Origin of the sequence: Agromyces mariniharenae (genome assembly GCF_008122505.1) — a bacterium.
Taxonomy (GTDB): domain Bacteria; phylum Actinomycetota; class Actinomycetes; order Actinomycetales; family Microbacteriaceae; genus Agromyces; species Agromyces mariniharenae.
Genome location: NZ_VSSB01000001.1, coordinates 1,511,614 through 1,534,909, shown reverse-complemented (window position 1 = coordinate 1,534,909; position 23,296 = coordinate 1,511,614). Strand labels below are relative to the sequence as shown.

At 72.1% G+C, this 23,296-nt stretch carries 21 protein-coding genes; 13 read left to right on the top strand and 8 right to left on the bottom strand.

Annotation, left to right across the window (positions count from 1 at the left end):
* Positions 1 to 45: 45 nt before the first annotated feature.
* Positions 46 to 1,584, top strand: coding sequence for an MmgE/PrpD family protein (locus FYC51_RS06985; protein ID WP_148732884.1), 1,539 nt, complete (start codon positions 46 to 48; stop codon positions 1,582 to 1,584).
* 2 nt (positions 1,585 to 1,586) lie between these two features.
* Positions 1,587 to 2,417, top strand: coding sequence for an oxidoreductase (locus FYC51_RS06980; protein ID WP_148732883.1), 831 nt, complete (start codon positions 1,587 to 1,589; stop codon positions 2,415 to 2,417).
* On the opposite strand, the gene FYC51_RS06975 is transcribed toward FYC51_RS06980, so the two are convergent.
* A complete protein-coding gene (locus tag FYC51_RS06975; protein WP_222863215.1) occupies positions 2,392 to 2,907 on the bottom strand; it encodes a GNAT family N-acetyltransferase in 516 nt (171 codons plus the stop codon). The two genes, FYC51_RS06980 and FYC51_RS06975, sit on opposite strands and share 26 nt — an antisense overlap.
* A gap of 71 nt (positions 2,908 to 2,978) precedes the next feature.
* On the opposite strand from FYC51_RS06975, the gene prpB reads away from it, so the two are divergent.
* The 5 genes from prpB to FYC51_RS06950 all read left to right on the top strand — a co-directional run bounded on the left by prpB (position 2,979) and on the right by FYC51_RS06950 (position 7,849).
* Positions 2,979 to 3,878: a methylisocitrate lyase gene (gene prpB, locus FYC51_RS06970; protein WP_148732882.1), complete on the top strand. Its 900-nt coding sequence runs from the start codon at positions 2,979 to 2,981 to the stop codon at positions 3,876 to 3,878.
* A 7-nt stretch (positions 3,879 to 3,885) separates the two neighbouring features.
* The gene (locus tag FYC51_RS06965) at positions 3,886 to 5,277 is read left to right on the top strand and encodes an amidase (RefSeq protein WP_148732881.1); all 1,392 of its coding nucleotides are present in this window, start codon (positions 3,886 to 3,888) and stop codon (positions 5,275 to 5,277) included.
* A 61-nt stretch (positions 5,278 to 5,338) separates the two neighbouring features.
* Positions 5,339 to 6,502: a bifunctional 2-methylcitrate synthase/citrate synthase gene (locus FYC51_RS06960; RefSeq protein WP_148732880.1), complete on the top strand. Its 1,164-nt coding sequence runs from the start codon at positions 5,339 to 5,341 to the stop codon at positions 6,500 to 6,502.
* A 4-nt stretch (positions 6,503 to 6,506) separates the two neighbouring features.
* Positions 6,507 to 7,145, top strand: a complete 639-nt coding sequence (locus FYC51_RS06955; protein WP_148732879.1) for a dihydrofolate reductase family protein — start codon at positions 6,507 to 6,509, stop codon at positions 7,143 to 7,145.
* Positions 7,146 to 7,291: 146 nt separating this feature from the next.
* Complete coding sequence (locus FYC51_RS06950; protein WP_420797220.1) at positions 7,292 to 7,849, top strand: thioesterase family protein; 558 nt, start codon at positions 7,292 to 7,294, stop codon at positions 7,847 to 7,849.
* Between the two features lie 18 nt (positions 7,850 to 7,867).
* On the opposite strand, the gene FYC51_RS06945 is transcribed toward FYC51_RS06950, so the two are convergent.
* Together FYC51_RS06945 and FYC51_RS06940 are read right to left on the bottom strand one after the other, a co-directional pair.
* The gene (locus FYC51_RS06945; RefSeq protein ID WP_148732877.1) at positions 7,868 to 8,905 is read right to left on the bottom strand and encodes an AI-2E family transporter; all 1,038 of its coding nucleotides are present in this window, start codon (positions 8,903 to 8,905) and stop codon (positions 7,868 to 7,870) included.
* A 202-nt stretch (positions 8,906 to 9,107) separates the two neighbouring features.
* On the bottom strand, positions 9,108 to 9,620 hold the full coding sequence (locus FYC51_RS06940; protein ID WP_148732876.1) for an SRPBCC domain-containing protein: 513 nt from the start codon (positions 9,618 to 9,620) through the stop codon (positions 9,108 to 9,110).
* A gap of 67 nt (positions 9,621 to 9,687) precedes the next feature.
* On the opposite strand from FYC51_RS06940, the gene FYC51_RS06935 reads away from it, so the two are divergent.
* Positions 9,688 to 10,083 (top strand): hypothetical protein, encoded by a 396-nt coding sequence (locus tag FYC51_RS06935; RefSeq protein ID WP_148732875.1) that lies wholly within the window; start codon positions 9,688 to 9,690, stop codon positions 10,081 to 10,083.
* Between the two features lie 47 nt (positions 10,084 to 10,130).
* The gene (locus FYC51_RS06930; protein ID WP_148732874.1) at positions 10,131 to 10,508 is read left to right on the top strand and encodes a TfoX/Sxy family protein; all 378 of its coding nucleotides are present in this window, start codon (positions 10,131 to 10,133) and stop codon (positions 10,506 to 10,508) included.
* Positions 10,509 to 10,524: 16 nt separating this feature from the next.
* Here the strand turns inward: FYC51_RS06930 and FYC51_RS06925 are convergent, their stop codons facing one another.
* Positions 10,525 to 12,198 (bottom strand): phytoene desaturase family protein, encoded by a 1,674-nt coding sequence (locus FYC51_RS06925; RefSeq protein ID WP_148732873.1) that lies wholly within the window; start codon positions 12,196 to 12,198, stop codon positions 10,525 to 10,527.
* Positions 12,199 to 12,415: 217 nt separating this feature from the next.
* On the opposite strand from FYC51_RS06925, the gene FYC51_RS06920 reads away from it, so the two are divergent.
* Positions 12,416 to 14,422: an adenylyl cyclase gene (locus FYC51_RS06920; RefSeq protein WP_187432523.1), complete on the top strand. Its 2,007-nt coding sequence runs from the start codon at positions 12,416 to 12,418 to the stop codon at positions 14,420 to 14,422.
* Between the two features lie 69 nt (positions 14,423 to 14,491).
* On the opposite strand, the gene FYC51_RS06915 is transcribed toward FYC51_RS06920, so the two are convergent.
* Complete coding sequence (locus FYC51_RS06915) at positions 14,492 to 15,310, bottom strand: ABC transporter permease (protein ID WP_148732872.1); 819 nt, start codon at positions 15,308 to 15,310, stop codon at positions 14,492 to 14,494.
* Between the two features lie 144 nt (positions 15,311 to 15,454).
* Positions 15,455 to 16,432 carry an ATP-binding cassette domain-containing protein gene (locus FYC51_RS06910; protein WP_238476249.1) on the bottom strand — a complete coding sequence of 326 codons (978 nt, stop codon included), beginning with the start codon at positions 16,430 to 16,432 and terminating at the stop codon, positions 15,455 to 15,457.
* A gap of 60 nt (positions 16,433 to 16,492) precedes the next feature.
* Here FYC51_RS06910 and FYC51_RS06905 point away from each other — a divergent pair, with 60 nt between their 5' ends.
* Together FYC51_RS06905 and FYC51_RS06900 are read left to right on the top strand one after the other, a co-directional pair.
* Positions 16,493 to 17,491, top strand: coding sequence for a helix-turn-helix transcriptional regulator (locus FYC51_RS06905; RefSeq protein ID WP_148732871.1), 999 nt, complete (start codon positions 16,493 to 16,495; stop codon positions 17,489 to 17,491).
* 56 nt (positions 17,492 to 17,547) lie between these two features.
* Complete coding sequence (locus tag FYC51_RS06900) at positions 17,548 to 18,033, top strand: VOC family protein (RefSeq protein WP_222863214.1); 486 nt, start codon at positions 17,548 to 17,550, stop codon at positions 18,031 to 18,033.
* A gap of 53 nt (positions 18,034 to 18,086) precedes the next feature.
* On the opposite strand, the gene FYC51_RS06895 is transcribed toward FYC51_RS06900, so the two are convergent.
* Both FYC51_RS06895 and FYC51_RS06890 read right to left on the bottom strand, forming a co-directional pair.
* A complete protein-coding gene (locus FYC51_RS06895) occupies positions 18,087 to 18,494 on the bottom strand; it encodes an META domain-containing protein (RefSeq protein WP_148732870.1) in 408 nt (135 codons plus the stop codon).
* 31 nt (positions 18,495 to 18,525) lie between these two features.
* A complete protein-coding gene (locus FYC51_RS06890) occupies positions 18,526 to 19,494 on the bottom strand; it encodes a LysR family transcriptional regulator (protein ID WP_148732869.1) in 969 nt (322 codons plus the stop codon).
* A gap of 156 nt (positions 19,495 to 19,650) precedes the next feature.
* Here FYC51_RS06890 and FYC51_RS06885 point away from each other — a divergent pair, with 156 nt between their 5' ends.
* Positions 19,651 to 23,292 (top strand): proline dehydrogenase family protein, encoded by a 3,642-nt coding sequence (locus FYC51_RS06885; RefSeq protein WP_148732868.1) that lies wholly within the window; start codon positions 19,651 to 19,653, stop codon positions 23,290 to 23,292.
* The last annotated feature ends 4 nt before the right edge of the window (positions 23,293 to 23,296 follow it).

Genomic DNA, 23,296 nt, shown 5'->3' with positions numbered 1-23,296 from the left:
GTGCCTCAGGGGCATCGGCACCCGCCATTCGATACGGTTGGGGGCGTGAAGAGCCACCACCTGCGCACCCACCGGAGTGACGAGCACCTTGCACGAGAGGGCCAGCTCGCCTGGCAGCTCGCCGGGGTCGCCACCGATCCCGTCGAGCTCGACGACGAGGTCGTCGACATGGTCGTCAACCGGGTGATCGACAACGCGGCGGTCGCGGCCGCCTCGCTCGCCCGCAAGCCGGTCGTCTCCGCCCGCAGCCAGGCGCTCGCGCACCCGGTCTCGATCGGCGGCGACGGCGCCACGGTCTTCGGCGCGGATGCCGCACGTCGCACGTCGCCCGAGTGGGCCGCCTGGGCGAACGGCGTCGCCGTGCGCGAGCTCGACTTCCACGACACGTTCCTCGCCGCGGACTACTCGCACCCGGGCGACAACATCCCGCCCATCGTGGCCGTCGCGCAGCACCTCGCCGCCGGACGCGGCCTTACCGGCCGCGACGTCGTGCGCGGCATCGCCACCGGCTACGAGGTGCAGATCGACCTCGTGAAGGCGATCTCGCTGCACAAGCACAAGATCGACCACGTGGCGCACCTCGGGCCGTCGGCCGCCGCCGGCATCGGCACGCTCCTCGGCCTCGACCAGGAGACGATCTTCCAGGCCATCGGCCAGGCCTTGCACACCACGACCGCGACGCGCCAGTCGCGCAAGGGCGAGATCTCCACGTGGAAGGCGCACGCCCCGGCCTTCGCGGGCAAGATGGCCGTCGAGGCGGTCGACCGCGCGATGCGCGGCGAGACCAGCCCCGTGCCGATCTACGAGGGCGAGGACGGCGTGATCGCCTGGCTCCTCGACGGGCCCGAGGCGACCTACGAGGTGCCGCTGCCCGACGCAGGCGAGGCCAAGCGCGCGATCCTCGACTCCTACACGAAGGAGCACTCGGCCGAGTACCAGGCCCAGGCGTGGATCGACCTCGCGCGCAAGCTCCACGAGGAGTACCCGCTGATCCTCGACGACCCCGACCGCATCGAGTCGATCACGCTGCACACGTCGCACCACACCCACTACGTGATCGGCTCGGGCGCGAACGACCCGCAGAAGTACGATCCCGACGCCTCGCGCGAGACGCTCGACCACTCGATCCCGTACATCTTCGCGGTCGCCCTGCAGGACGGCACCTGGCACCACCAGGACTCCTACTCGCCCGAGCGGGCGCACCGGGCCGACACCGTCGACCTGTGGAAGAAGGTGTCGACCGTCGAGGACCCCGAGTGGACCCGCCGCTACCACTCGAACGACATCGAGGAGAAGGCGTTCGGCGGCAAGGTCGTCATCAAGCTCTCCGACGGCGGCGAGATCGTCGACGAGATCGCCGTGGCCGATGCGCATCCGCTCGGCGCCCGCCCGTTCGCGCGCGAGCAGTACGTGCACAAGTTCCGCACGCTCGCGGAGTGGGTGCTCGAGGAGGCCGAGATCGAGCGCTTCCTCGATCTCGCGCAGCGCCTGCCCGAGCTGGGTCCCGACGAGCTCGGCGGCCTCACCTTCACCGCGGCCCCCGGCGCCCTCGTCGGCGTCGACATCCCGACCGGCCTGTTCTAGCGATGACCGAGGGCCGCGTCGCACTGATCACCGGGGCATCCTCGGGCATCGGCGAGGCGACGGCGCTCGAGCTCGCCCGGCGCGGCTTCACCGTCTACGGCGCAGCCCGGCGCGTCGACCGCATGGCCCGCCTGACCGCGCACGGCGTGCACGTGTTCGAGATGGACGTGACGGACGACGCGTCGATGACCTCGGGCGTCGAGCGGATCCTCCACGAGCAGGGGCGCATCGACGTGCTCGTGAACAACGCCGGGTACGGGTCGTACGGGGCGCTGGAGGACGTGCCGCTCGAGGAGGCGCGCCGGCAGTTCGAGGTGAACGTGTTCGGGCTCGCGCGGCTCACCCAGCTCGTGCTCCCGACCATGCGGGCGCAGGGCAGCGGCCGGGTCATCAACGTCTCGTCGATCGGCGGCAAGTTCTACGAGCCGCTCGGCGCCTGGTACCACGCCACGAAGTTCGCGGTCGAGGGGCTGAGCGACTCGCTCCGGCTCGAGCTGCGGCCGTTCGGCATCCACGTCGTGGTCATCGAGCCGGGCACGATCCGCACCGAGTGGGGCGGGATCGCGGCCGACAGCGCTGTCGCCAGGTCGGGCGGCACGGCCTACGCGCGACAGGCGAAGCGGCTCGCCGAGGTGTACGAGCTCGCCGACCGTCCGAGCGTCGGCGCCTCGCCGCGCGTGGTCGCGCTGGCGATCGCGAAGGCCGCGACCGAGGCCCGACCGCGCATCCGCTACGCGGTGCCGTTCGGCGCGAAGGCGCTCCTCGCCCTGCGCTGGCTCCTCACCGACCGGGCGTTCGACTGGGCGATCATGCGCGCCTACGGTCCGCGCTGAGCCGCAGCATCCGGATGTCGCGGACGCCGTCGTCGACCTGCACGGCACCGTCGGCGACGAACCCGTGCTTGCGGTAGAACGCCTGCGCGCGCGGGTTCGGGTCGGCCACCCAGAGCGCGACGTCCTCGTCGGGGCGCACGACGGCCTCGAGCAGCGCGAGTCCCGCGCCTGATCCGTGCTCCGCCGCCACGACGTAGAGCACGTAGAGGTGGTGATCCCACTCGAGCGCGGGGTCGTCGACGGGGCCCGACATGGCGACGCCGATCACCTCGCCGCCGCGCTCGGCCACCGCGATGCGGTTCCGCCGGTAGCGCTCGTCGGTGAGCGCCGCGGTCCAGAACCGTTCGCGAGCGGACTCGAAGCCGGGGTCGTCGAGCACGTCGTCGGGCACGACGCCGCGATAGGTCTCGCGCCACGACCGCACGATCACCCGCGCCATCTCCGACGCGTCCTCGGGGCGCGCGCGGCGCACGGTCACCGGAGGCCTCATGTGCGAACCCTACCGGCGGCGGCCGGGTGTCGCTCGCACGCGATTAGGGTGGAGCGGAGGAGGCCCAAACCATGCTCTATGCCCAGAAGTCCCCTGCCGAGAAGCGCCGCCTCTTCCGAGAGCGGCTCGACACGGGTCGGATCATGCGCTTCCCCGGTGCGTTCAACCCGCTGTCGGCCCGGCTCATCGAGCAGAAGGGCTTCGAGGGCGTCTACATCTCCGGTGCCGTGCTCTCGGCCGACCTCGGCCTGCCCGATATCGGCCTCACGACGCTCACCGAGGTCGCCGGCCGCGCGAAGCAGATCACGCGCATGACCGAGCTGCCCGCGATCGTCGACGCCGACACGGGCTTCGGCGAGCCCATGAACGTGGCCCGCACCGTGCAGGAGATGGAGGACGCCGGACTCGTCGGCCTGCACATCGAGGACCAGGTCAACCCGAAGAGGTGCGGGCACCTCGACGGCAAGCAGGTCGTCGACGAGCACACCGCGCTGCAGCGCGTGCGGGCCGCCGTCGATGCACGCCGCGACCCGAATTTCCTCATCATGGCGCGCACCGACGTGCGCGCCGTCGACGGGCTTCAGGCCGCGGTCGACCGGGCGAAGCGCCTCGCCGACGCGGGGGCCGACGCGATCTTCCCCGAGGCGATGGCCTCGCTCGACGAGTTCGCCGCGATCCGCGCGGCCGTCGACGTGCCGCTGCTCGCCAACATGACCGAGTTCGGCAAGAGCGACCTCTTCACGGTGCAGCAGCTCGCCGACATCGGCATGAACATCGTGATCTGGCCGGTGTCGCTGCTTCGGCTCTCGATGGGCGCCGCCGTGCGTGCGCTCGACGAGCTCCATGCGACGGGATCGCTCGACGCGAAGCTCGACGAGATGCAGCACCGAGCCGACCTCTACGAGCTCATCGACTACGAGGGCTACAACCGGTTCGACACCTCGATCTTCAACTTCGACGTCGCTCGCTGAGCCCGACATGGCCGGCGCCGCACCGCTCCCGCACCCGGCTGGTGCGCTTGCGGCGGCGTACGCGTCGGGCTCGACGAGTCCGGTCGAGGTCGCCGACGAGGTGCTCGCCCGCGTCGCCGCGCGCGAGCACGAGGTGAACGCGTTCGCCGAGTTCGACGCGGCATCCGTGCGCGCGGCCGCTCGTGCCAGCGCCGCCCGGTGGCGCCGGGGCGAGGCGCTCGGTCCGCTCGACGGCGTGCCGGTCACGGTGAAGGAGAACATGCACCGGGCGGGCGTCGCGGCGCGCGGCGGCACGGCCGGCTCGACTCCGGTCGTGCCCGAGGCGGACTCGCCGATCGTTGCGCGCCTGCTCGAGGGCGGCGCAGTGATCGTCGGATCCACGACCATGCCCGACTGGGGGATGCTGTCGTCGGGCGTCTCGAGCCTGCACGGCGTCACGCGGAGCCCGCTCGACCTCGACCTCACCGTCGGCGGTTCGTCGAGCGGCGCCGGCGCGGCCGCGGCGGCCGGGTTCGGCGTCGTGAACCTCGGCACCGACATCGGCGGGTCGGTGCGGTTCCCGGCGGCTTGGCTCGGGCTCGCCGCGCTGAAGCCGAGCGCCGGGCGCATCCCCATCGATACGCCGTACCTCGGCCGCGCGGCGGGACCGATCGCCCGCACGGTCGCCGACCTCGCCGCCGGGATGGCGGTCGTCTCGCGGCCCGACGTGCGCGACTACACCTCGCTCCCGCCCGCCGACATCGCCTGGGACGACCTCGCGATCGACCCCGCCGGCCTGCGCATCGCCGTGCACCTCGACGCCGGCGCGGGGATGCCCGTCGACCCGGCGATCCGCTCGGCCGTCGTGGCGGCCGCCGACCGCTTCGCCGACGCGGGCGCCGAGGTCGTCGAGCTCCCCGGCTTCATCGACGACGGCGTGCTCGACGACATCGACACGTTCTGGCGCGTGCGGTTCTGGCGGACGTACTCCGAGCTCGGCTCGGCACGCCGGGCGCTCGTGCTCCCGTACATCGCCGAGTGGGTCGCGAAGGGCGCCGACGTGAGCGGCACGCGGACCCTCGAGGCCTACGAGGCGATCGGCGAGCTGCGTCGCCGCACGGTGCTGGCGACGGCGCCGTTCGATGCGGTGCTCTCGCCCGTCGCGCCGATGCTCGCGTTCCCCGCCGACTGGCCGATGCCGTGGGGCCACGATGACCGCGGGATGGCGCACATCGCATTCACCGTCCCGTACAACATGTCAGGCCAGCCGGCGTCGAGCATCAACGCCGGGTTCGCCCCCGACGGGCGGGCGATCGCCCTGCAGATCGCCGGGCCGCGGTTCGCCGACCGGCACGTGCTCGCCCTCACGTCGTGGTGGGAGGCGGCGCGCCCCGGCTCCACGGTGCCCGTCTTCCCGTGACGCGCCGTAGGCTGGGGTGGCGGACGCGCTGGGGCGAACCGCAGATCCCATGAGGAGCACGATGAGCGACGTCCAGACGCAGGCCGCGCAACCGCAGCAGCCGGTCATCTACAAGGGCCTGGCGGGAGTCCCCGTCGACTACACCGCGATCTCGAAGGTCAACCCCGAGACCAACTCGCTGCTCTACCGCGGCTACCCGGTGCAGGAGCTCGCGGCGTCCGCCACCTTCGAGGAGGCCGCCTACCTGCTCTGGTACGGGGAGCTGCCCGACGACGACCAGCTCGCCGCGTTCGAGGAGCGCGAGCGCTCGCTCCGCGGCCTCGACCACGTCACCAAGCGCATCGTCGACGAGATCCCGGTGACGGCGCATCCGATGGACGTGCTGCGCACCGCCGTGAGCGTCTTCGGCGCGAGCGACCCGATGACGCCCGACGACTCGCCCGAGGCGAACCTCGACAAGGCGATCCGCCTGTTCGCGAAGCTGCCCTCCATCGTGACCTACGACCAACGCCGGCGCCACGACCTCGAGTTCGTCGAGCCGCGCGACGACCTCGGCTACTCCGCGAACTTCCTCTGGCAGGCGTTCGGCGAGGTGCCCGAGCTGCCCGTGGTTACGGCCTTCGACGTGTCGATGATCCTGTACGCCGAGCACTCGTTCAACGCGTCCACGTTCACGGCGCGCGTCATCGCGTCGACCCTGTCCGACCTGTACTCGGCCGTCACGGGTGCGATCGGCGCGCTCAAGGGCCCGCTGCACGGCGGCGCCAACGAGGCCGTCATGCACGCCTTCGAGGAGATCGGCCCGGGCGATGGCGGCGCCGAGCGCGCGGTCGCCTGGCTCGACGCCGCGCTCGCCGAGAAGCGCAAGATCATGGGCTTCGGCCACCGCGTCTACAAGCACGGCGACTCCCGCGTGCCGACGATGCGCGACTCGCTCGAGCGCATGGTCGAGTACTACGACCGGCCCGACCTGCTGGAGCTCTACGTGGCGCTCGAGGACGCCATGGCCGAGCGCAAGAACATCAAGCCCAACCTCGACTACCCGGCCGGCCCGACCTACCACCTCATGGGGTGGGACACGGCGACGTTCACGCCGCTCTTCGTGGCGAGCCGCGTCACCGGGTGGACCGCGCACATCATGGAGCAGCTCGCGTCGAACGCGCTGATCCGCCCGCTGTCGGTGTACAACGGGCCCGACGAACGGCACGTCCCCGTCAAGGGCTGAGCGGATGTCGCACGTCTTCCTCGAGATGACGATGACGCTCGACGGCTTCACGGCCGCACCGGGCGTGAGCATCGAGCATCCGCTCGGCATCGGGGGAGAGCGCGTGCACGACTGGCTGCGCGGCGGCGACGGGCCGGGCGACGCGGGCCTCGGCCCCGAGGGCGCCGCCGACCCGTCGCCCGACGAGATCGACCTCAGCGTGGCCGCTCGCATGTTCGACACCACGGGCGCGTTCGTCATCGGCCGGCGCACGTTCGACGTCGGCGAGGTCCCGTGGGGCGACGACGAGGCGTTCGAGGGCCGCCCGGTCTTCGTGGTGACGAGCCGCGAACGGGAGCCGATCGAGCGCGGCGGCTCGCGCTTCGAGTTCGTCACCGGCGGCGTGGGCGAGGCGGTCGACCGTGCGAAGGCGGCCGCGCACGCGGCATCCGTCTGCATCATGGGCGGGGCGGATGTCGCGCGCCAGTCGCTCACCGCAGGCCTCGTCGACGAGGTGCGACTGCACCTCGTGCCCATCCTGCTCGGCGGGGGCACCCGCCTGTTCCCCGACGCGACCGGACGTCGCATCGAGCTCGAGCCGCTCGGTGCCGAGCAGGGCGCCCTCGCGATGCACCTGCGCTACCGCGTCGAGCGCGACGTCTGACGCCGCGGCGCTGACGCCCGGGGGCTTCACGCGGCGCTTCACGCAACCGCACAAGACGGGCGGGCGGCATCCGCTGCCGACCTGTGGCGACCCCCCAACGATGGGGAATCCATCATGGTTCGGGCTTACAGTCGTGCGTTATGCACATGTTGTTCCGCACGCTGCTGCACGTGCTCTTCCTCGCGCGACGCAAGCCCGACCTCGGCCACTACGACGTCGCGCGCACGAACTTCATCACGCTGCCGACCGACCTCGACATCAACCGGCACATGAACAACGGCGTGTACTTCTCGATCATGGATGTCGCGCGGTTCGACATGCTCGTGCGCAACGGGGTGTGGCGGGCGTTCCGCGACAAGGGCTGGTACCCGGTCGTCGCGAGCGAGACCATCACGTTCCGCAAGTCGCTGAGCCTCTGGCAGCGGTTCACGATCGAGTCGAAGCTCGTCGGCTACGACGACAAGGCGGTCTACGTCGAGCAGCGCTTCGTGCGCCCGGGCCCTGACGGCGCCCCCGAGGTGTACGCGCAGGGGTTCATCCGGGCGCGCTTCCTGCGGAAGTCGGGCGGCACCGTGCCCGTGTCCGAGCTCATCGCCGAGTTCGGCGCGCTCGAGGGGGATCGGATCCCCGAGTGGATCGAGCGGTGGGGCGAGGATGTCGCGCTGCCGGCCACGCGCGCCGAGGCGCCGTCGGTCTGGCACTGACCGCGAGGCATCCGCTCGCTACGATCGCGCCTTCGCCGGGACCACGACCTCCTTGATGATGAGGAGGATGCCGGCCGCCACCGGGATCGCGACGAGCGCGCCCGGCAGGCCCGCGAGCGTGCCACCCGCGAGCGCCGCGATGAGCACGATCGACCCGGGCACCTGCACGGCCTTGGACATGACGCGCGGCGTGAGGATGTACGCCTCGACCTGCATGTAGACGAGCATCGAGCCCAGCACGATGATGCCCGACAGCGGCGACACGAACAGGGCGAGCACCGTCATCACGATGGTGGTGAGCACGGTTCCGATGAGCGGGATCAGCGTGATGAAGAACGCCGCGACGGCGATGACCAGCGCGAACGGCACCTGCGCGATGAGCAGGATGATGAAGCTGAAGGTCGCGTTGAAGAACGCGAGGATGACCATGCCGCTCAGGTAGCGGCCGACGTTCTGCATGATCCGCTCGGCGTAGTCGACGACCCGCGCCCGGTGCGAGGCCGAGACGAGCGTGTAGATCGCGGCCTTCGAGGAGTCGAGGGTCGCGATGAAGTAGATCGTCAGGATGAAGATGAAGAACGCGGACGAGATCCCGCCGACGATCGCGAGACCCACGTTGAGCGCGCCGCCGCCGATCGTGGCCCAGGTGTTGGGATCGCTGATGACGCCGACCACCCAGTTGTAGACCGTCGTGAGGACGCCGCCCGAGCCCGAGGACGCGTCGATGAACCACTGCTGCTCCTGCAGGTTGGCGTACATCTGCGGCAGCGCCTCGATGAGGCTGACCGCCTGGGTGATCACGAGCGGGAGCACGATCCAGAGCATGCCCGCGATCACGAGGATGAACAGGATGATCACGCTCAGGATCGCGACGCCGCGCTTCATGCCGCGCCGCTGGAACCATCGCACGAGCGGGTCGAGGCCGAGCGTGATGAACATCGCGGCGAACACCGAGAAGAGCACCCCCGAGAGGCTGAGCAGGGTCCACGCGAGCGCGAGGCCCAAGAGTACGCCGAGGGTCGCGATGAACGACCAGACGAGGGGCCGTTCCGACATGAAGTTCCTACCCCGCCCGCGTCCGCCGTCGGGCCCGCCGGCAGCGCTCGTGGCGTGGTCGCGCGCGCGCCGCTCGATGCTCTTCACGGGCGCCAGCCTAGGGCTGAGGATGCCTCGCACCCGGGAAGCGCGCCGGAGCGGCCCGCGCCGTGGCGGGCCGCGCTCCACTGGCCCGCGACGACGTGGGCCGGCCGGAGAGTCGTCAGTTGCGGGCGCCCTCGGGGACGTGCAGCTCCTTGTAGTGGTCGGCGAGGGCGGGGTAGTAGGACTCCCACTCGGGGAGCGGTCGGCTGAGTCGCACGGCGGCGAGCCGGTCGAGGTAGTAGTCCCAGCCGGGGCCCATCGTCGCGGCATCCGCCGGGTTCGAGAGTCGCTGGCCGAACGTGAGCGTCGTCATTCCGCCGGCCTCGCGCAGGTGCGCGAACACGCGCATGGCCGTCGCGCCCTCACCCGAGTGGGCGAGGAAGCGATGGGGTGGGTCGCACTCGAGGATGCCCACGTTCATCCACTCGGAGCCCTCGCCCTCGAAGGTCATGCGGAAGCGCACGGCGCCGGTCTCGGGGCGTCCGGTGTACGTGCCGATCCACCCCTGCATGGCCGTCGGATTGGTCAGGCTGAACCAGACCTCCTCGATCGGGGAATGGAACAGGCGGTCGTACTGCAGGTAGAGCCCGTCGGGCTTCAACGTGTAGTGGCCAGTCGCTTTCGCGGTCATCTTGTACCCCCGCTCGTCGTGAAATCAGGCTAAACCCGGCCAACGCCAAACCACTAGAGTTGGCGCCATGGGATCGAGTGGGGGCGCGAAGCGCAAGCCGAATCATCCGTCAGGCGGGCAGGTCCACGAGGAGACGATGAACGTCACCGAGGGCAAGTCCGGCCTCTGGGGGGCGCTCGCGGGCCTCTTCACGTTCGCGCTCATCGCGGTGCCGTTGTCGGCGTCGTTCGCGTTCGCGACGAACCCGCGCACGCAGCAGCTCTTCGGCGGGCGGCTCTCCGAGGCGACGCAGGGCGGCTACCAGGCGTTCTGGTGGATCGTGACGATCTTCCTCTTCGTGCTCCCGTTCCTCGTCGGCTACGCGGTCGCGCGGCTCTCGGGTCGTGCGCTCGCGATCTTCGGCGCGGTCGTCGCGCTGTTCGTGATCGCCGTGCTGGTGCTCGGGCAGCTGTTCGTCTTCTGATCCCGTCCTGACCGGCCTCGGCCGGTCCTGATTCGGGAGGTGGTGCCATGCAGGTGCCCAAGGCCTCGGATGCCGCGAAGGCGCGGTTCACGTCGGTGGTGCCCGACGATCCACGGGTCGTCGTCAAGCCGATGTTCGGCAACCTCGGTGCATTCGTGAACGGCAACATGTTCGCCGGGCTCTTCGGCGACCGCATCGGCGTGCGCGTGCTCGACGAGTCCGCGCGCGCCGAGCTCGCGGCGGTCGACGGCGCCGGGCCGTTCGGACCCGACGAGCGGCCGATGGGCGGCTACGTCGCCGTGCCCGTCGCCTGGGACGACGAGCCCGACCGCATCGCCGAACAGGTGTCGCGGGCGTTCGAGGAGGTCGCGGCGATGCCGCCCAAGGCGCCCAAGACGCGGAGGCCGCCGAGGACGCGCAGCTGACGGATGCCGCGGCGGTTCAGTCGTCCGTCGCCTCCAGCACCGCCATCGCCGCGTTGTGCCCGCCGATGCCGCTCACGGCGCCGCCGCGCACGGCGCCCGAGCCGCACAGCAGGATCCGGGGATGCGCAGTGGCGACGCCCCAGCGTTCGGCGGGGGTCGCGAGCGGCGCATCGTCCTCGGCCCACGGCCAGGAGAGCGGTCCGTGGAAGATGTTGCCGCCGGGCATGCGCAGGGCATGCTCGAGGTCGAGCGTGGTCTTCACCTCGATGCAGGGGCGGCCCGCGGCATCGGTTGCGAGCACGTCGGCGATGGGCTCGGCGAGCACCGAGTCGAGCGAGGCGAGCACCGCCTCCTGCAGGCGGGCGCGCAGCTCGTCGTTGCCGAAGCGCTCGACGAGGCGGTGCGGCACGTGCAGGCCGAAGACCGTGAGCGTGTGGGCGCCCGAGGCGGCGAGCTCGGGGTCGAGGATCGTCGGGTCGCTGAGGGTGTGGCAGTAGATCTCGCAGGGGAGGGGCGAGGGGATGCCGCCGCGGGCAGCCGTCGCGAACGCGGTGTCGAGCTGGGTCTGCAGTTCGTTGATGTGGAAGGTTCCCGCGAACGCCGCCTCGGGCGCGACCTCCGTGTCGCGCAGTCGGGGGAGGCGCGTGAGCATGAGGTTCACCTTGACCTGGGCGCCCTCGGGCTCGGCGAGCCGGCGCAGGCGCTCGCGCACGACGGGCGGCACGGCGACGGGTCCGTCGTGCGAGAACGGGCGCTCGTCGCGCGGCGCGACCGACGGCAGGGTGGCGCGCGCCGCGGCATCCGTGGCCCCGGCCGCGAGCAGGCGGTCGAGCACGACCGGCGCGACGTTCGCGAGCACGGTGCCGGCCTCAACGACGTGGGCCTCGCCGTCACGGGTGTAGCGCACACGGCCGTCGGGCTCGACGGCGACGACCTCCGCGTCGACGAGCAGCTCGGCGCCCGCCTCCCGCGCGGCCCGCTCGAGCTCGCCGCTCACGGCGCCCATGCCGCCGATCGGCACGTCCCAGTCGCCGGTGCCGCCGCCGATCACGTGGTAGAGGAAGCAGCGGTTCGCATCGAGCGCCGGGTCGTCGAGGTCGGTGAACGTGCCGATGAGGCCGTCGCTCGCGACGACGCCGCGCACGAGGTCGCTCGCGAAGCGCTCGTCGATGACCTCGCCGAGCGGACGCTCGACGACGTCGGTCCACGTGCGGTCGTCGCCCACGAGCTCCCGCGCCTCCGAACGGGTGAGCAGCGGCTCGGTCAGGGTCGGGAAGAGCCGCTCGGCGAGGCGCGTCGTCTCGCCGGAGAAGGCGTGCCACGCGGCCGCGTCGTCCTCGGCGTCGACTCGCGCGAAGGCGGCGGCGGATGCCTCGGCGTCGGCCTCGCGGTCGACGAGGAGGCCGCGCGCGGGGTCGGCGGGGTCGGGCGTGTACGACGAGTAGCGGCGACGGGCGAGCCGGATGTCGAGCCCGAGGTCGTCGATGATGCGCTGCGGGAGCAGGCTCACGAGGTAGGAGTAGCGCGAGAGTCGCGCCTCGACGCCGTCGAACGCCTGCGCCGAGACCGCCGCACCGCCGAGGTGGTCGTCGCGCTCGAGGAGGAGCACGGAGCGTCCGGCGCGGGCGAGGTAGGCGGCGGCGGTGAGGCCGTTGTGGCCGCCGCCGATGATCACGACGTCGTGGGGCATCACACGAGCGTACGTGATGGGCGGGTGCCATCCGGACGGGCGCCCGCCCGCGGCATCCGACCGATCGCAAGAAAGTTACTGACATGTAAGTAAGCGTTCGCTAAGCTGGCGCTCGCGACCACGCCGATGACGGCGTGGGGCGTGCACCATCCGCACTGATCCGGTCACCGGCCGGAGGCGTGATGCGCCCCGGCCGGCCACGTTCGAAGGAGAACCCGTGACCCACCGCACCAGGGCGCAGCATCCGCCCGCCCGACCAGAGGGCCGCAGCGCGGCTCGGCCCGCCCGACCCGCACACCCCGGCCGCCGACGCCTCGGCGCCGGCGCCGCCATCGCTGCACTCGCCCTCGGAGGAGCCGCCATCACCGCGACACCCGCCGTCGCCGCCGACGAGCCCGACTTCGGGCCCAACGTCGTGGTGCTCGACCCGTCGATGCCGACCGAGGAGATCAACGCGATCTTCGCGGCGATCGACAACGAGCCCGAGTTCAGCCAGAACCGCCACGCCGTGCTGTTCAAGCCCGGCGTCTACGGCAGCGCCGAGGGTGCGGCCGACCCGGCCACCGCGCCCGACATCGTGAACGGGCAGGTCGGCTACTACACGCAGGTCTCGGGCCTGGGCGCGTCGCCCGACGACGTGGTGATCAACGGCGCGATCCACGCCGAGGGACGCCCGCCCGCGACCTCCTGCCCGTGGGACGGCGGCGGCGAGGCCGACACCGCGCTCACGAACTTCTGGCGCTCGCTGTCGAACGTGTCGATCAACCCGATCCAGCGGCCCGTCGAGGGCGACACCGGCGTCTACGGCGTCTGCTTCCCGACGCCCGAGAACCCGGGCGGCATCATGCTCCCCGAGGGCGTGGCCGACCCCGGCCAGCTGCGGTGGGCCGTGTCGCAGGCGGCGCCGATGCGCCGCGTGCACGTGCAGGGGAACCTCACGCTCATGCCCCGCTTCGGCGGCTACTCGTCGGGCGGCTACCTCGCCGACTCGGTGATCGACGGCGAGGTCGTCTCGGGCTCGCAGCAGCAGTGGTACACGCGCGACTCGAGCGTCGGCTCGTGGAACGGCGGCGTCTGGAACATGGTGTTCTCGGGCGTCGAGGGCGCTCCGGCGACGGACTTCGGCCCGAAGGCGGACGGCACGGTGGGCAACAAGACCACGCTCGACACCACGCCGGTCAGCCGCCCGGCGCCGTTCCTCTACCTCGACGGCGACGCCTACAAGGTGTTCGTGCCGAACGCCCGCACCGACAGCGCGGGCGTCGACTGGTCGACGGATGCCTCGGTCGGAACCTCCATCCCGATCGGAGACTTCTACATCGCCCACGCCGACCGCGACACGGCGACGTCGATCAACCGGGCGATCTCGAAGAAGCAGCACGTGCTGCTCACGCCGGGCGTCTACCGCCTCGACAAGCCCATCAACGTCAAGCGCGCCGGCACGGTCGTGCTCGGCATGGGCTACGCCTCGCTCACGCCCACGAAGGGCAACGCGGCGCTGGTCGTCGACGACGTGTCGGGCGTGAAGATCGCGGGCATCACGGTCGACGCCGGGCTCGTCGAGTCCGACGTCCTGGTGCAGGTCGGGCCGACGGATGCTGCGGTGTCCGACCCGTCCGACCCGACCACGCTCTCCGACCTCTTCATCCGCGTCGGCGGACCGTGGGCCGGCGACGCCGTGACCTCCATCGAGGTGAACAGCGACGACGTGCTGCTCGACCACATCTGGGCCTGGCGCGGCGACCACGGCCTCGACGGCAGCGGCACGTGGACGGGTTCGACGGGCGCGCACGGCGTCATCGTGAACGGCGACGACGTCACCGCGACGGGCCTGTTCGTCGAGCACTACCAGCGGAACCAGGTGATCTGGAAGGGCGAGCGCGGCCGCACCGTGTTCTACCAGTCCGAGATCCCCTACGAGGTGCCGAGCCAGGCCGAGTGGATGGACGGCGACCGCCTCGGCTACGCGTCCTACCGCGTGGCCGACGACGTCGCCGAGCACCACGCGACGGGCATGGGCGTGTACTCGTACTTCAACCAGGGCCAGGACATCCGCGCCGAGAGCGGTATCCAGACCCCGGTCGGCCCGGGCATCCGGTTCGAGTCGCTCATCTCGGTGTTCCTCAGCGGCTCGGGCGGCATCGAGCACACCATCAACGACACCGGCGCGCCGGTCGTCGGCGGCTTCGGCACGTCGCCGGTGGTGAGCTACCCGACGCCGTAGCGCAGGTGACGACGGATGCCGCGGCCCCCGCCTCGTGCGGTGGGTCGCGGCATCCGCCGTTGCCGTGCCTCAGTTCGCGCGGCGCATGGCGCGCACGCCGACGAACACGCCGATCGCGCAGGTCGCGACCGCGGCGATGGCGCCGCCGATGACCGCCGGGCTGCCGAGGTCGCCGGCGAGCAGGGCCCGCTCGGCCGCGACCAGGTAGCTCAGCGGGTTGACCGCGGCGGCGACCTTCATCCAGTCGGGGCCGTCCTCGAGGGGCAGCAGCATGCCCGACAGGATCATGAGCGGGAACAGCAGCGTCTGGTGCACCATCCAGAACATCCAGTCGCGGTTGCGGCAGGCCAGCGCGAGGGTGTAACTCAGGGCGCCGAATCCGATGCCGAACACGGCGAGCAGCACGAGGCCGACGATGAGCCCCGGCACGTCGAGCCGGAACCCGAACGGCACGGCCACGAGCACCACGATCGTGCCCTGGATGACGAGCGGCACGACCTCCTTGAGTGCGCGGCCGACCAGCAGCGCGCTGCGCGAGAGCGGGGCGACGAGCGTGCGCTCGTGCGATCCCGTCTGCATCTCGAAGAGGAGGTTCGCGCCCGTCGACGCGGTGCCGAACAGCGCGACCATCACGAGGATGCCCGGGACGAACCACTGCAGCGTTCCGGCGACGTCGCCGCCCGCCGCGCCGACGAGCAGCGGCCCGAACAGGCCGAGGAAGACGAGCGGCTGCACGAGCGAGAAGATCACGCTGAACGGGTCGCGCACGAGCGGGCGTGACTCGCGCGCGAAGACGGTCGCGGTGTCGCGCACGAAGCCGGTGGGGCGGGCGGATGCCGCGGGCCGCTCGATCGCGGCGGGCTCGGCGGCGGGGCTGATGGTGTTCATGAGGGTCTCCTTTGATTCGGTGGGTCCGGTGGTCGAGTAGCGCCCGGCGGAGCCGGACGCGTATCGAGACCCGGTTGTGCTCAGTCATGCGGTGGTGGGGTCTCGATACGGCTGCTTCGCTGCCTACTCGACCACCGGGAATGGTCACGCGGCGGCGGGCTCGGGCGCGGCGGCCTCCTCGCGGAGGCTGCGGCCGGTGAGCGCCAGGAAGACGTCGTCGAGCGTGGGCTGGCGGTGGGTCGCCGCCACGACGTCGAGTCCGGCGTCGCCGAGCTCGCGGATCCAGCGGGGGAGGGCGCGGTCGCCGCCCGGCGCGGTGAGGGTGACGACGGCGCCGTCGACCGACCCGCCGATGCGGGCCGCGGCGGCCGCGGCATCCGTCGCCGAGTCGAAGGCGAGGGTCACGCGGGCGCCGGCGAGCGACTCCTTGAGCGACCATGCCGTGTCGTCGGCGATGACCGCGCCGTGGTCCATCACCATGACCCGCTCGGCGAGCTGGTCGGCCTCGTCGAGGTAGTGGGTGGTGAGGAAGATCGTGGTGCCGGTGCTGCGCCGCAGGTCGACGATGTGCTCCCAGAGGTTGGCGCGGCTGTGCGGGTCGAGGCCCGTCGACGGCTCGTCGAGGAACAGCAGCTCGGGCCGGTGGATCAGGCCGAGCGCGATGTCGAGCCGGCGCTTCTGGCCGCCCGAGAGCGACTGCACCTGCCGGTTCGCGACCTGCCCGAGCTCGAGCGACTCGATGAGCTCGGCGGCCCTGGCGCGCGTCTCGCGACGAGCGAGGCCATAGAACGCGCCCTGCGCGTGCAGCTCGTCGCGCACCCGCTGGGTGTGGCCGCCCGAGCTGCCCTGGCCGACGTACCCGATGCGGCGTCGCACCCCGGCGGGGTCGTGGCGGATGTCGCAGCCGGCCACCTTCGCCTCGCCCGCCGTCGGCGGGAGCAGCGTGGTCAGCATGCGGAGGGTCGTCGACTTGCCGGCGCCGTTCGGGCCGAGGAAGGCGACGAGCTCGCCGTCGGCCACGTCGAGGTCGACGGCTCGGACGGCCTCGACGACCTGCCCCTTGGAGCGGAACGTCTTCGTGAGGCCTCGGGCGGTGATCATCTGGTTGGTTCGTTCGGTCATGACGCCAGTCTTCCGAGGCATCCGGTCACTTCCTGACCTGATTCGCGAGATACTCGGAGCATGGCCGCCACCACCTCGAGGACCCTCGAACTCCTCTCGCTGCTGCAGAGCCACCGGCACTGGTCGGCTCGCGAGCTCGTCGATCGCCTCGGCGTCTCGGAGCGGACGCTTCGTCGTGACGTCGAGCGCCTGCGCGAGCTCGGGTACGGCATCGAGTCGATGCGCGGCAGCGCCGGCGGGTACCGGCTCGAGGCCGGCACCGGGCTCCCGCCGCTGCTGCTCACCGACGACGAGGGCGTCGCCATCGCCGTCGGCCTCCGGTCGCAGGCGACCGCCGGACTCCGCGGCGCCGAGCACACCACCCTGAGCGCGCTCGCGAAGATCGAGCAGGTGCTGCCGCCCGCCCTGCGCCGCCGCATCGATGCGCTGCAGTCGCACGCGACGGACGCGGTCGGCCGCGGACCGGGCCGCGCCGGCGCCGGCACCCGCCCGACGCCCGAGATCGAGACCGAGCTGCTCGGCCTCCTCGCGCTCGGCTGCCGCGACTCCGAGCGGCTGCGCTTCAGCTACACGGATGCCGCGGGCGAGTCGACCTCGCGCGTCGTCGAGCCGTACCGCCTTGTGCCGGTCGCCCGGCGCTGGTACCTGCTCGCCTGGGACCGCCAGCGCGAGGACTGGCGCACGTTCCGGCTCGATCGCATCAGCGACGTGTTCCAGACGCGCGTGCGCTTCGAGCCGCGGCCGATGACCGACGACGCGGCCCGCGCCCGGGTCGAGTCCGCCATCCGCTACCGCGACCGCACCGTGCGCGCCAGGGTCGTGGTGGAGCTGTCGCGGGCCGAGCTCGTCGATCGCCTCGGCTGGTACGGCCGCGACGTCGTGGCCGACGGACCCGACCGCTGCGTCTGGCCGCTCGAGGCCGACGCCGTCGAGAACCTCGTGATGGCGCTCATGTGGCTGCCGCGCGGCGCGGCCTACCGCGTCGAGGGGCCGCCGGAGGTGCTGGCGTTCCTCGAGGAGCAGGCGGGGCGGTTCGCGGCGGCCGCGGCATCCGATTGAGCGATCACGCGGGCGCGGGTGTTGCGGATGTCGGCGGCTGGGCGTTGGCTGGCCGCATGGACATCGCATTCGTGGCCGGCTTCGGTCCCATCGGCAGCGCCGACTCGTCGTCGGCCGACTTCTGGCGTGGCGCGTTCGGGATCCCGTTCAGCGAAGACGGCGGCTACTTCCACACCGAGGAGCTCGGGGGCGTCAACGCGTTCGCCATCTGGCCGTTGAGCCAGGCCGCCGAGGCGACCTTCGGCACGACCGAGTGGCCCGCCGACCGCCCGGTGCCGCAGGCGTGGATCGAGTTCGACGTCGCCTCGCCGGCTGCGGTGGGCGAGGCGGTGGAGGAGCTCCGCGCGGGCGGGCACGAGATCCTCGTCGGCGCCCACGAGGAGCCGTGGGGGCAGACGACGTCGCGCCTGATGAGCCCCGAGGGCCTGCTCGTCGGCGTGAGCTACACGCCGTGGATGCACGACGTCGAGCCCGCGGGCAACGTGATGATCGGCTACGACCCCGAGCTCGACGAGAGCGGCACGGGCCTCGGCCACGCCTAGTTCGTCGCGGGCGTCTCGGAGGCGCGCTCGAGGCGCGACGAGCACCCGCCGGATCAGGTGGAGGGCGTGTCCGAGCTGCGCTCGAGCTGCCCGATCTCGGCGCCGTCCTGGCCGAGCACCGTCATGGTGTCGCCCGCGACCGTCGCGGCGCTGAGGTGGGCGAGCCAGTCGTCGACGTCCTCGCACGCCTTCAAGGTCGACGCGACGTTCTCGAACAGCACCTGCTCGGCCTCGTCGACCGACCACGAACCCGTCAGGTTGTTGCACCCGTCGCTGCCGCTGAAGCTGCCGTCGTCCTCGAGCTCGAGGTACGGCGACCCGTCCTCCGACGGATCCCCCCATGTGCCGGCCGCGTCGACCGAGCCGCCGCGAGCGGACCCCTGCTCCCCCAGGCAGCCCGCGAGCGTGAGCACGGCGAGCACGGCGATGCCGGCCCCGATGATCTTCCGCTTGCTGGCCATGCTCGCAGCGTAGACCCGCAGGGGCTCGACGTCACGTGTCGTCCGCAACGGCGACGTCCCCATTCCGGGGCGGACCGGTGCGGGCGGCGGCACGCGCGAGCGCGTCGCGCACGGCGACCACGGCGGGACGCCCGGCCGCCGCGTGGCGGGCCGAGGAGAACACCTCGCGGTGGGGATCGCCGGGCAGCGGCGCGAGCAGCACGCTCGGCCGCTCGCCGGCCCACACGAGGTCGGGCAGCAGTCCCACGGCGTTCCCCGAGCGGATGAGCCGGATGTGCGCCATGAGGTCGGCGGTCTCGAAGCGCACGTCGGGCTCGAATCCCGCGGCTCGGCACAGCTGCTCGGCCCACACCCGCGATGCGGTGCCGGCGGGCTCCATCACCCACGGGCGGTCGGCGGTCGCCGAGAGGTCGGGCTCGGGGTTCCGGGACGCGTCCGGCTCCGCCGGGCGCCCCTCGGCCCTCGGATGCGGGGGCACCGCGAGCCGGATCGCATCCGAGGCGAGCGGCACGCGATCGAGCTCGGGATGCCGCGGCCGCGCGTGTCCCGGATACTGCTCGGCCACGACGAGGTCGAAGTCGCGTGCCGCCACCTCGAACAGGCCGGCCTCGGGCTCGCGCTCGGTGACCTCGACGCGCAGGTCGGGATGTCCGGCCGCGAGCAGCGTGAGCGCCTGCGGCATCACCGCGTGCGCGGCCGACTGGAACACCGCGATGCGCACGGTGCCGCCCACCGACGTGAGCGAACGCGCGACGTCGGCTTCCGCCTCCTCGAGCCGGTCGAGCACCGCCTTGCCGTGCTCGACGAGCACGAGCGCCTGCGGCGTGAGCTGCACGCGCCGGCCCACCTGTACCAGGAGCGGCACCCCGGCCTCCCGCTCGAGCAGGCTGAGCTGCTGCGAGACCGACGAGGGGCTGTACGACAGCGCGTCGGCGACCGCGGCCAGCGTGCCGCGCCGGCTGAGCTCGACCAGCAGGCGCAGGCGTCGCACGTCGAGCATCGCGTCCTCCCGGCATCCATGAACCATTCGGCTCTACCGAACAGTATGCGTCGGATTCATTCGCTGTACCGAACGGATGTCGCCGCGCACACTGGGAGGAGGCAAGGTGCGTGAACCCTCGGCGCACCCTGAGCAACGGAGACTAGCCTCGTGACCATGACCAACGCCGCCACGGAACTCGCGCCGGCCACCGACCACGTCGTCGCACTGGTGCGCCGCTGGCTCGCCGAGAGCGCCGAGCACCCCGCTGACCCCGCCGCCGAGCGCCTCGCCGGGGTGCTGAAGGACCCGAACGGGCTCGCCTTCACCGTCGGCTTCGTCGACGGCGTGATGCGCCCCGAAGACCTCGGCGTCGCCGGCCGCAACCTCGAGCAGGTCGCGAAGCTCACCCCGAAGTTCCTGCCCTGGTACCTGCGCGCGGCCATCCGCGTCGGAGGGGTCGTGGCACCGGTGCTCCCGTGGGTGGTGATCCCCATCGCGCGCCGCGTGCTGCGCCGGATGGTCGGACACCTCGTGCTCGACGCCACCCCGGCGAAGCTCGGCCCGTCGATCGCGATGCTGCGCGAGTCGGGCAACCGCCTCAACCTCAACCTGCTCGGCGAGGCCGTGCTCGGCGAGGACGAGGCCGACCGGCGGCTGCGCGGCACCTACGAGTTCCTCGCGCGCGACGACGTCGACTACGTCTCGATCAAGGTGTCGAGCGTCGTGAGCCAGCTCTCGATGTGGTCGTTCGACGAGGCCGTCGCGAAGGTCGTCTCGAAGCTCACGCCGCTCTACGAGCTCGCGGCGAAGAGCCCGACGCCGAAGTTCATCAACCTCGACATGGAGGAGTACCGCGACCTCGACCTCACCATCGCGGTGTTCACGACGCTGCTCGACCAGCCGCAGCTGCGCGGACTCGAGGCCGGCATCGTGCTGCAGACCTACCTGCCCGACGCGCTCGGCGCGATGCAGGAGCTCACCGCATGGGCGATCGCGCGACGCCAGGCGGGCGGCGCGCCCATCAAGGTGCGCGTGGTGAAGGGCGCGAACCTCGCCATGGAGCACGTCGACGCCGCGATCCACGGCTGGCCGGTCGCGACCTACGGCACCAAGCAGGACTCCGACACCAACTACAAGCGCGTGCTGCACTGGTCGATGACGCCCGAACGCGCCGACGCCGTGAAGCTCGGTGTCGCCGGTCACAACCTGTTCGACGTCGCGCACGCCTGGCTCATCGCGCGCCAGCGCGGCGTCGAGTCGCGCGTCGAGTTCGAGATGCTCCTCGGCATGGCCACCGGTCAGGCCGAGGCGGTGCGCCGCGACGTCGGCAACCTGCTGCTCTACACGCCCGTCGTGAACCCGACCGAGTTCGACGTGGCGATCGCCTACCTGATCCGCCGGCTCGAGGAGAACGCGAGCCAGGACAACTTCATGTCGGCCGTGTTCGAGCTGGACAGCGACCAGGGCCTCTTCGAGCGCGAGCGCGTCCGGTACGAGCGGTCGCTCGCCGCGCTGGAGGCCGACTCGGGTCGCGTCCCCACGCCGAATCGCACGCAGAACCGCCGCTCCGAGTGGTCGCAGGAGTCGCTCGCGGCGGCCGTGGCGGTGCCCGACGCCCCGGCCCCGGGCAGCGAGCACGAGGACGACGTGTCGCTCACGAGCACCGTGCTCGAGCTCACCCGCGGCTCGCGCCGCGAGCCCGGCCTGTTCGGCGACACGGGCGAGATCGAGGGCGAGCTCGTCGCTCCGAGCGCGGCCGGCGCGGCCGGCCCCGGCGCGACCCCCGGCTTCCGCAACGAGCCCGACACCGACCCCGCCCTCGCCGCGAACCGCGAGTGGGGCCGCCGCATCCTCGCCCGCGTGCCCGAGACGCGCCTGGGCCTCGAGACCATCGCCCGGGCCCGCGTCGCCGACGCGGCCACGCTCGAGTCGATCATCTCGACGGTGGCCGCGAACGGACGCGCCTGGGGCGAGCTCCCCGGCGCCGAGCGCGCCGCCGTGCTGCACCGCGCGGGCCTCGCGCTCGCCGCGAACCGCGACCGCCTCATCGAGGTCATGGCCGCCGAGACCGGCAAGACCATCGCCGAGGCCGACCCCGAGATCTCCGAGGCCATCGACTTCGCGCACTACTACGCCGAGCGCGCCCGCGAGCTCGACCACGTGCAGGGCGCGGTCTTCGTGCCGCCGAAGCTCACCGTCGTGACGCCGCCGTGGAACTTCCCGGTCGCGATTCCCGCCGGCGGGGTGCTCGCCGCGCTCGCCGCGGGCTCGGGCGTCATCATCAAGCCGGCCAAGCTCGCGCAGCGCTCGGGCGCCGTCATGGTCGAGGCGCTCTGGGAGGCCGGCGTGCCTCGCGAGCTCCTCGCCCTCGTCGACATCGGCGAGCGCGACCTCGGCCGGCAGCTGGTGTCGCACCCCGCCGTCGACCGCGTCATCCTGACGGGCGCGTACGAGACCGCGCAGCTGTTCCGCTCGTTCCGCCCCGACCTGCCGCTGCTGGCGGAGACGAGCGGCAAGAACGCGATCATCGTGACGCCGTCGGCCGACCTCGACCTCGCGGCATCCGACGTCGTGAAGAGCGCCTTCGGCCACGCCGGCCAGAAGTGCTCGGCCGCGTCGCTCGTGATCCTCGTCGGCTCGGTCGCGAAGTCGGAGCGGTTCCGCCGCCAGCTCGTCGACGCCGCCACGTCGCTGCGGGTCGGGTACCCCGAGCACCCGCAGAGCGTCATGGGCCCGATCATCGAGCCCGCGAACGGCAAGCTCCTGCACGCGCTCACCCAGCTCGGCATCGGCGAGGAGTGGCTCGTGGAGCCGAAGCAGCTCGACGGCACCGGCCGGCTCTGGTCGCCCGGCATCCGCGAGGGCGTGGCGCCCGGGTCGTACTTCCACCTCACCGAGTTCTTCGGACCGGTGCTCGGCGTCATGCACGCCAAGGACCTCGACGAGGCCATCCGCCTGCAGAACGCCGTCGACTACGGCCTCACCGCCGGCCTGCACTCGCTCGACTCCGAGGAGGTCGCGCAGTGGCTCGACCGCGTCGAGGCGGGCAACCTCTACGTGAACCGCGGCATCACGGGCGCCATCGTGCAGCGCCAGCCGTTCGGCGGCTGGAAGCGCTCGGCCGTCGGCGCCGGCGCGAAGGCGGGCGGCCCGAACTACCTGTTCGGCCTCGGCGAGTGGATGCCGCAGCACGGCCCCGTGTCGAGCACCCTCCACCTGCGCGGGCTCGAGAAGCGCGTGTCGGAGCTCATCGAGGCGTCGCAGCCGGCGCTCGAGTACGAGGCGTTCGAGGTGCTGCGCCGATCGGCGCTGTCCGACGAGGTCGCCTGGGCCGAGGAGTACGGCACGGTCAAGGACGTCTCGGGCGTCGGCGTCGAGCGGAACCTGTTCCGCTACCGCGCGCTGCCCGTCACCGTGCGCATCGGCGAGGCGTCGACGCTCGCGGAGGGCCTGCGCGTCATCGCCGCCGGCCTGCTCGCGAAGTCGCACCTCACCGTGTCGACCGCGTTCGAGCTCCCGAAGGGCGTGCGCACGATCCTCGAGGCCCGCGACACGCGGGTCATCCGCGAGGGGGATGCCGCGTGGCTCGCGCGCGTCGCCGAGGAGGGCGTCGGCTCGACCCGCGTCCGCCTCGTCGGCGGCGGCGCGTCCGAGCTCGCGGCCGCGCTCGGCGGCACCCCGGATGTCGCGGTGTGGTCGCACCCCGTGACGCCCTCGGGGCGCGTGGAGCTGCTGCCGTTCCTGCACGAGCAGGCCGTGTCGATCACGAACCACCGGTTCGGCAACCCGACGACGCTGACCGACGCCGTCATCTAGGGGG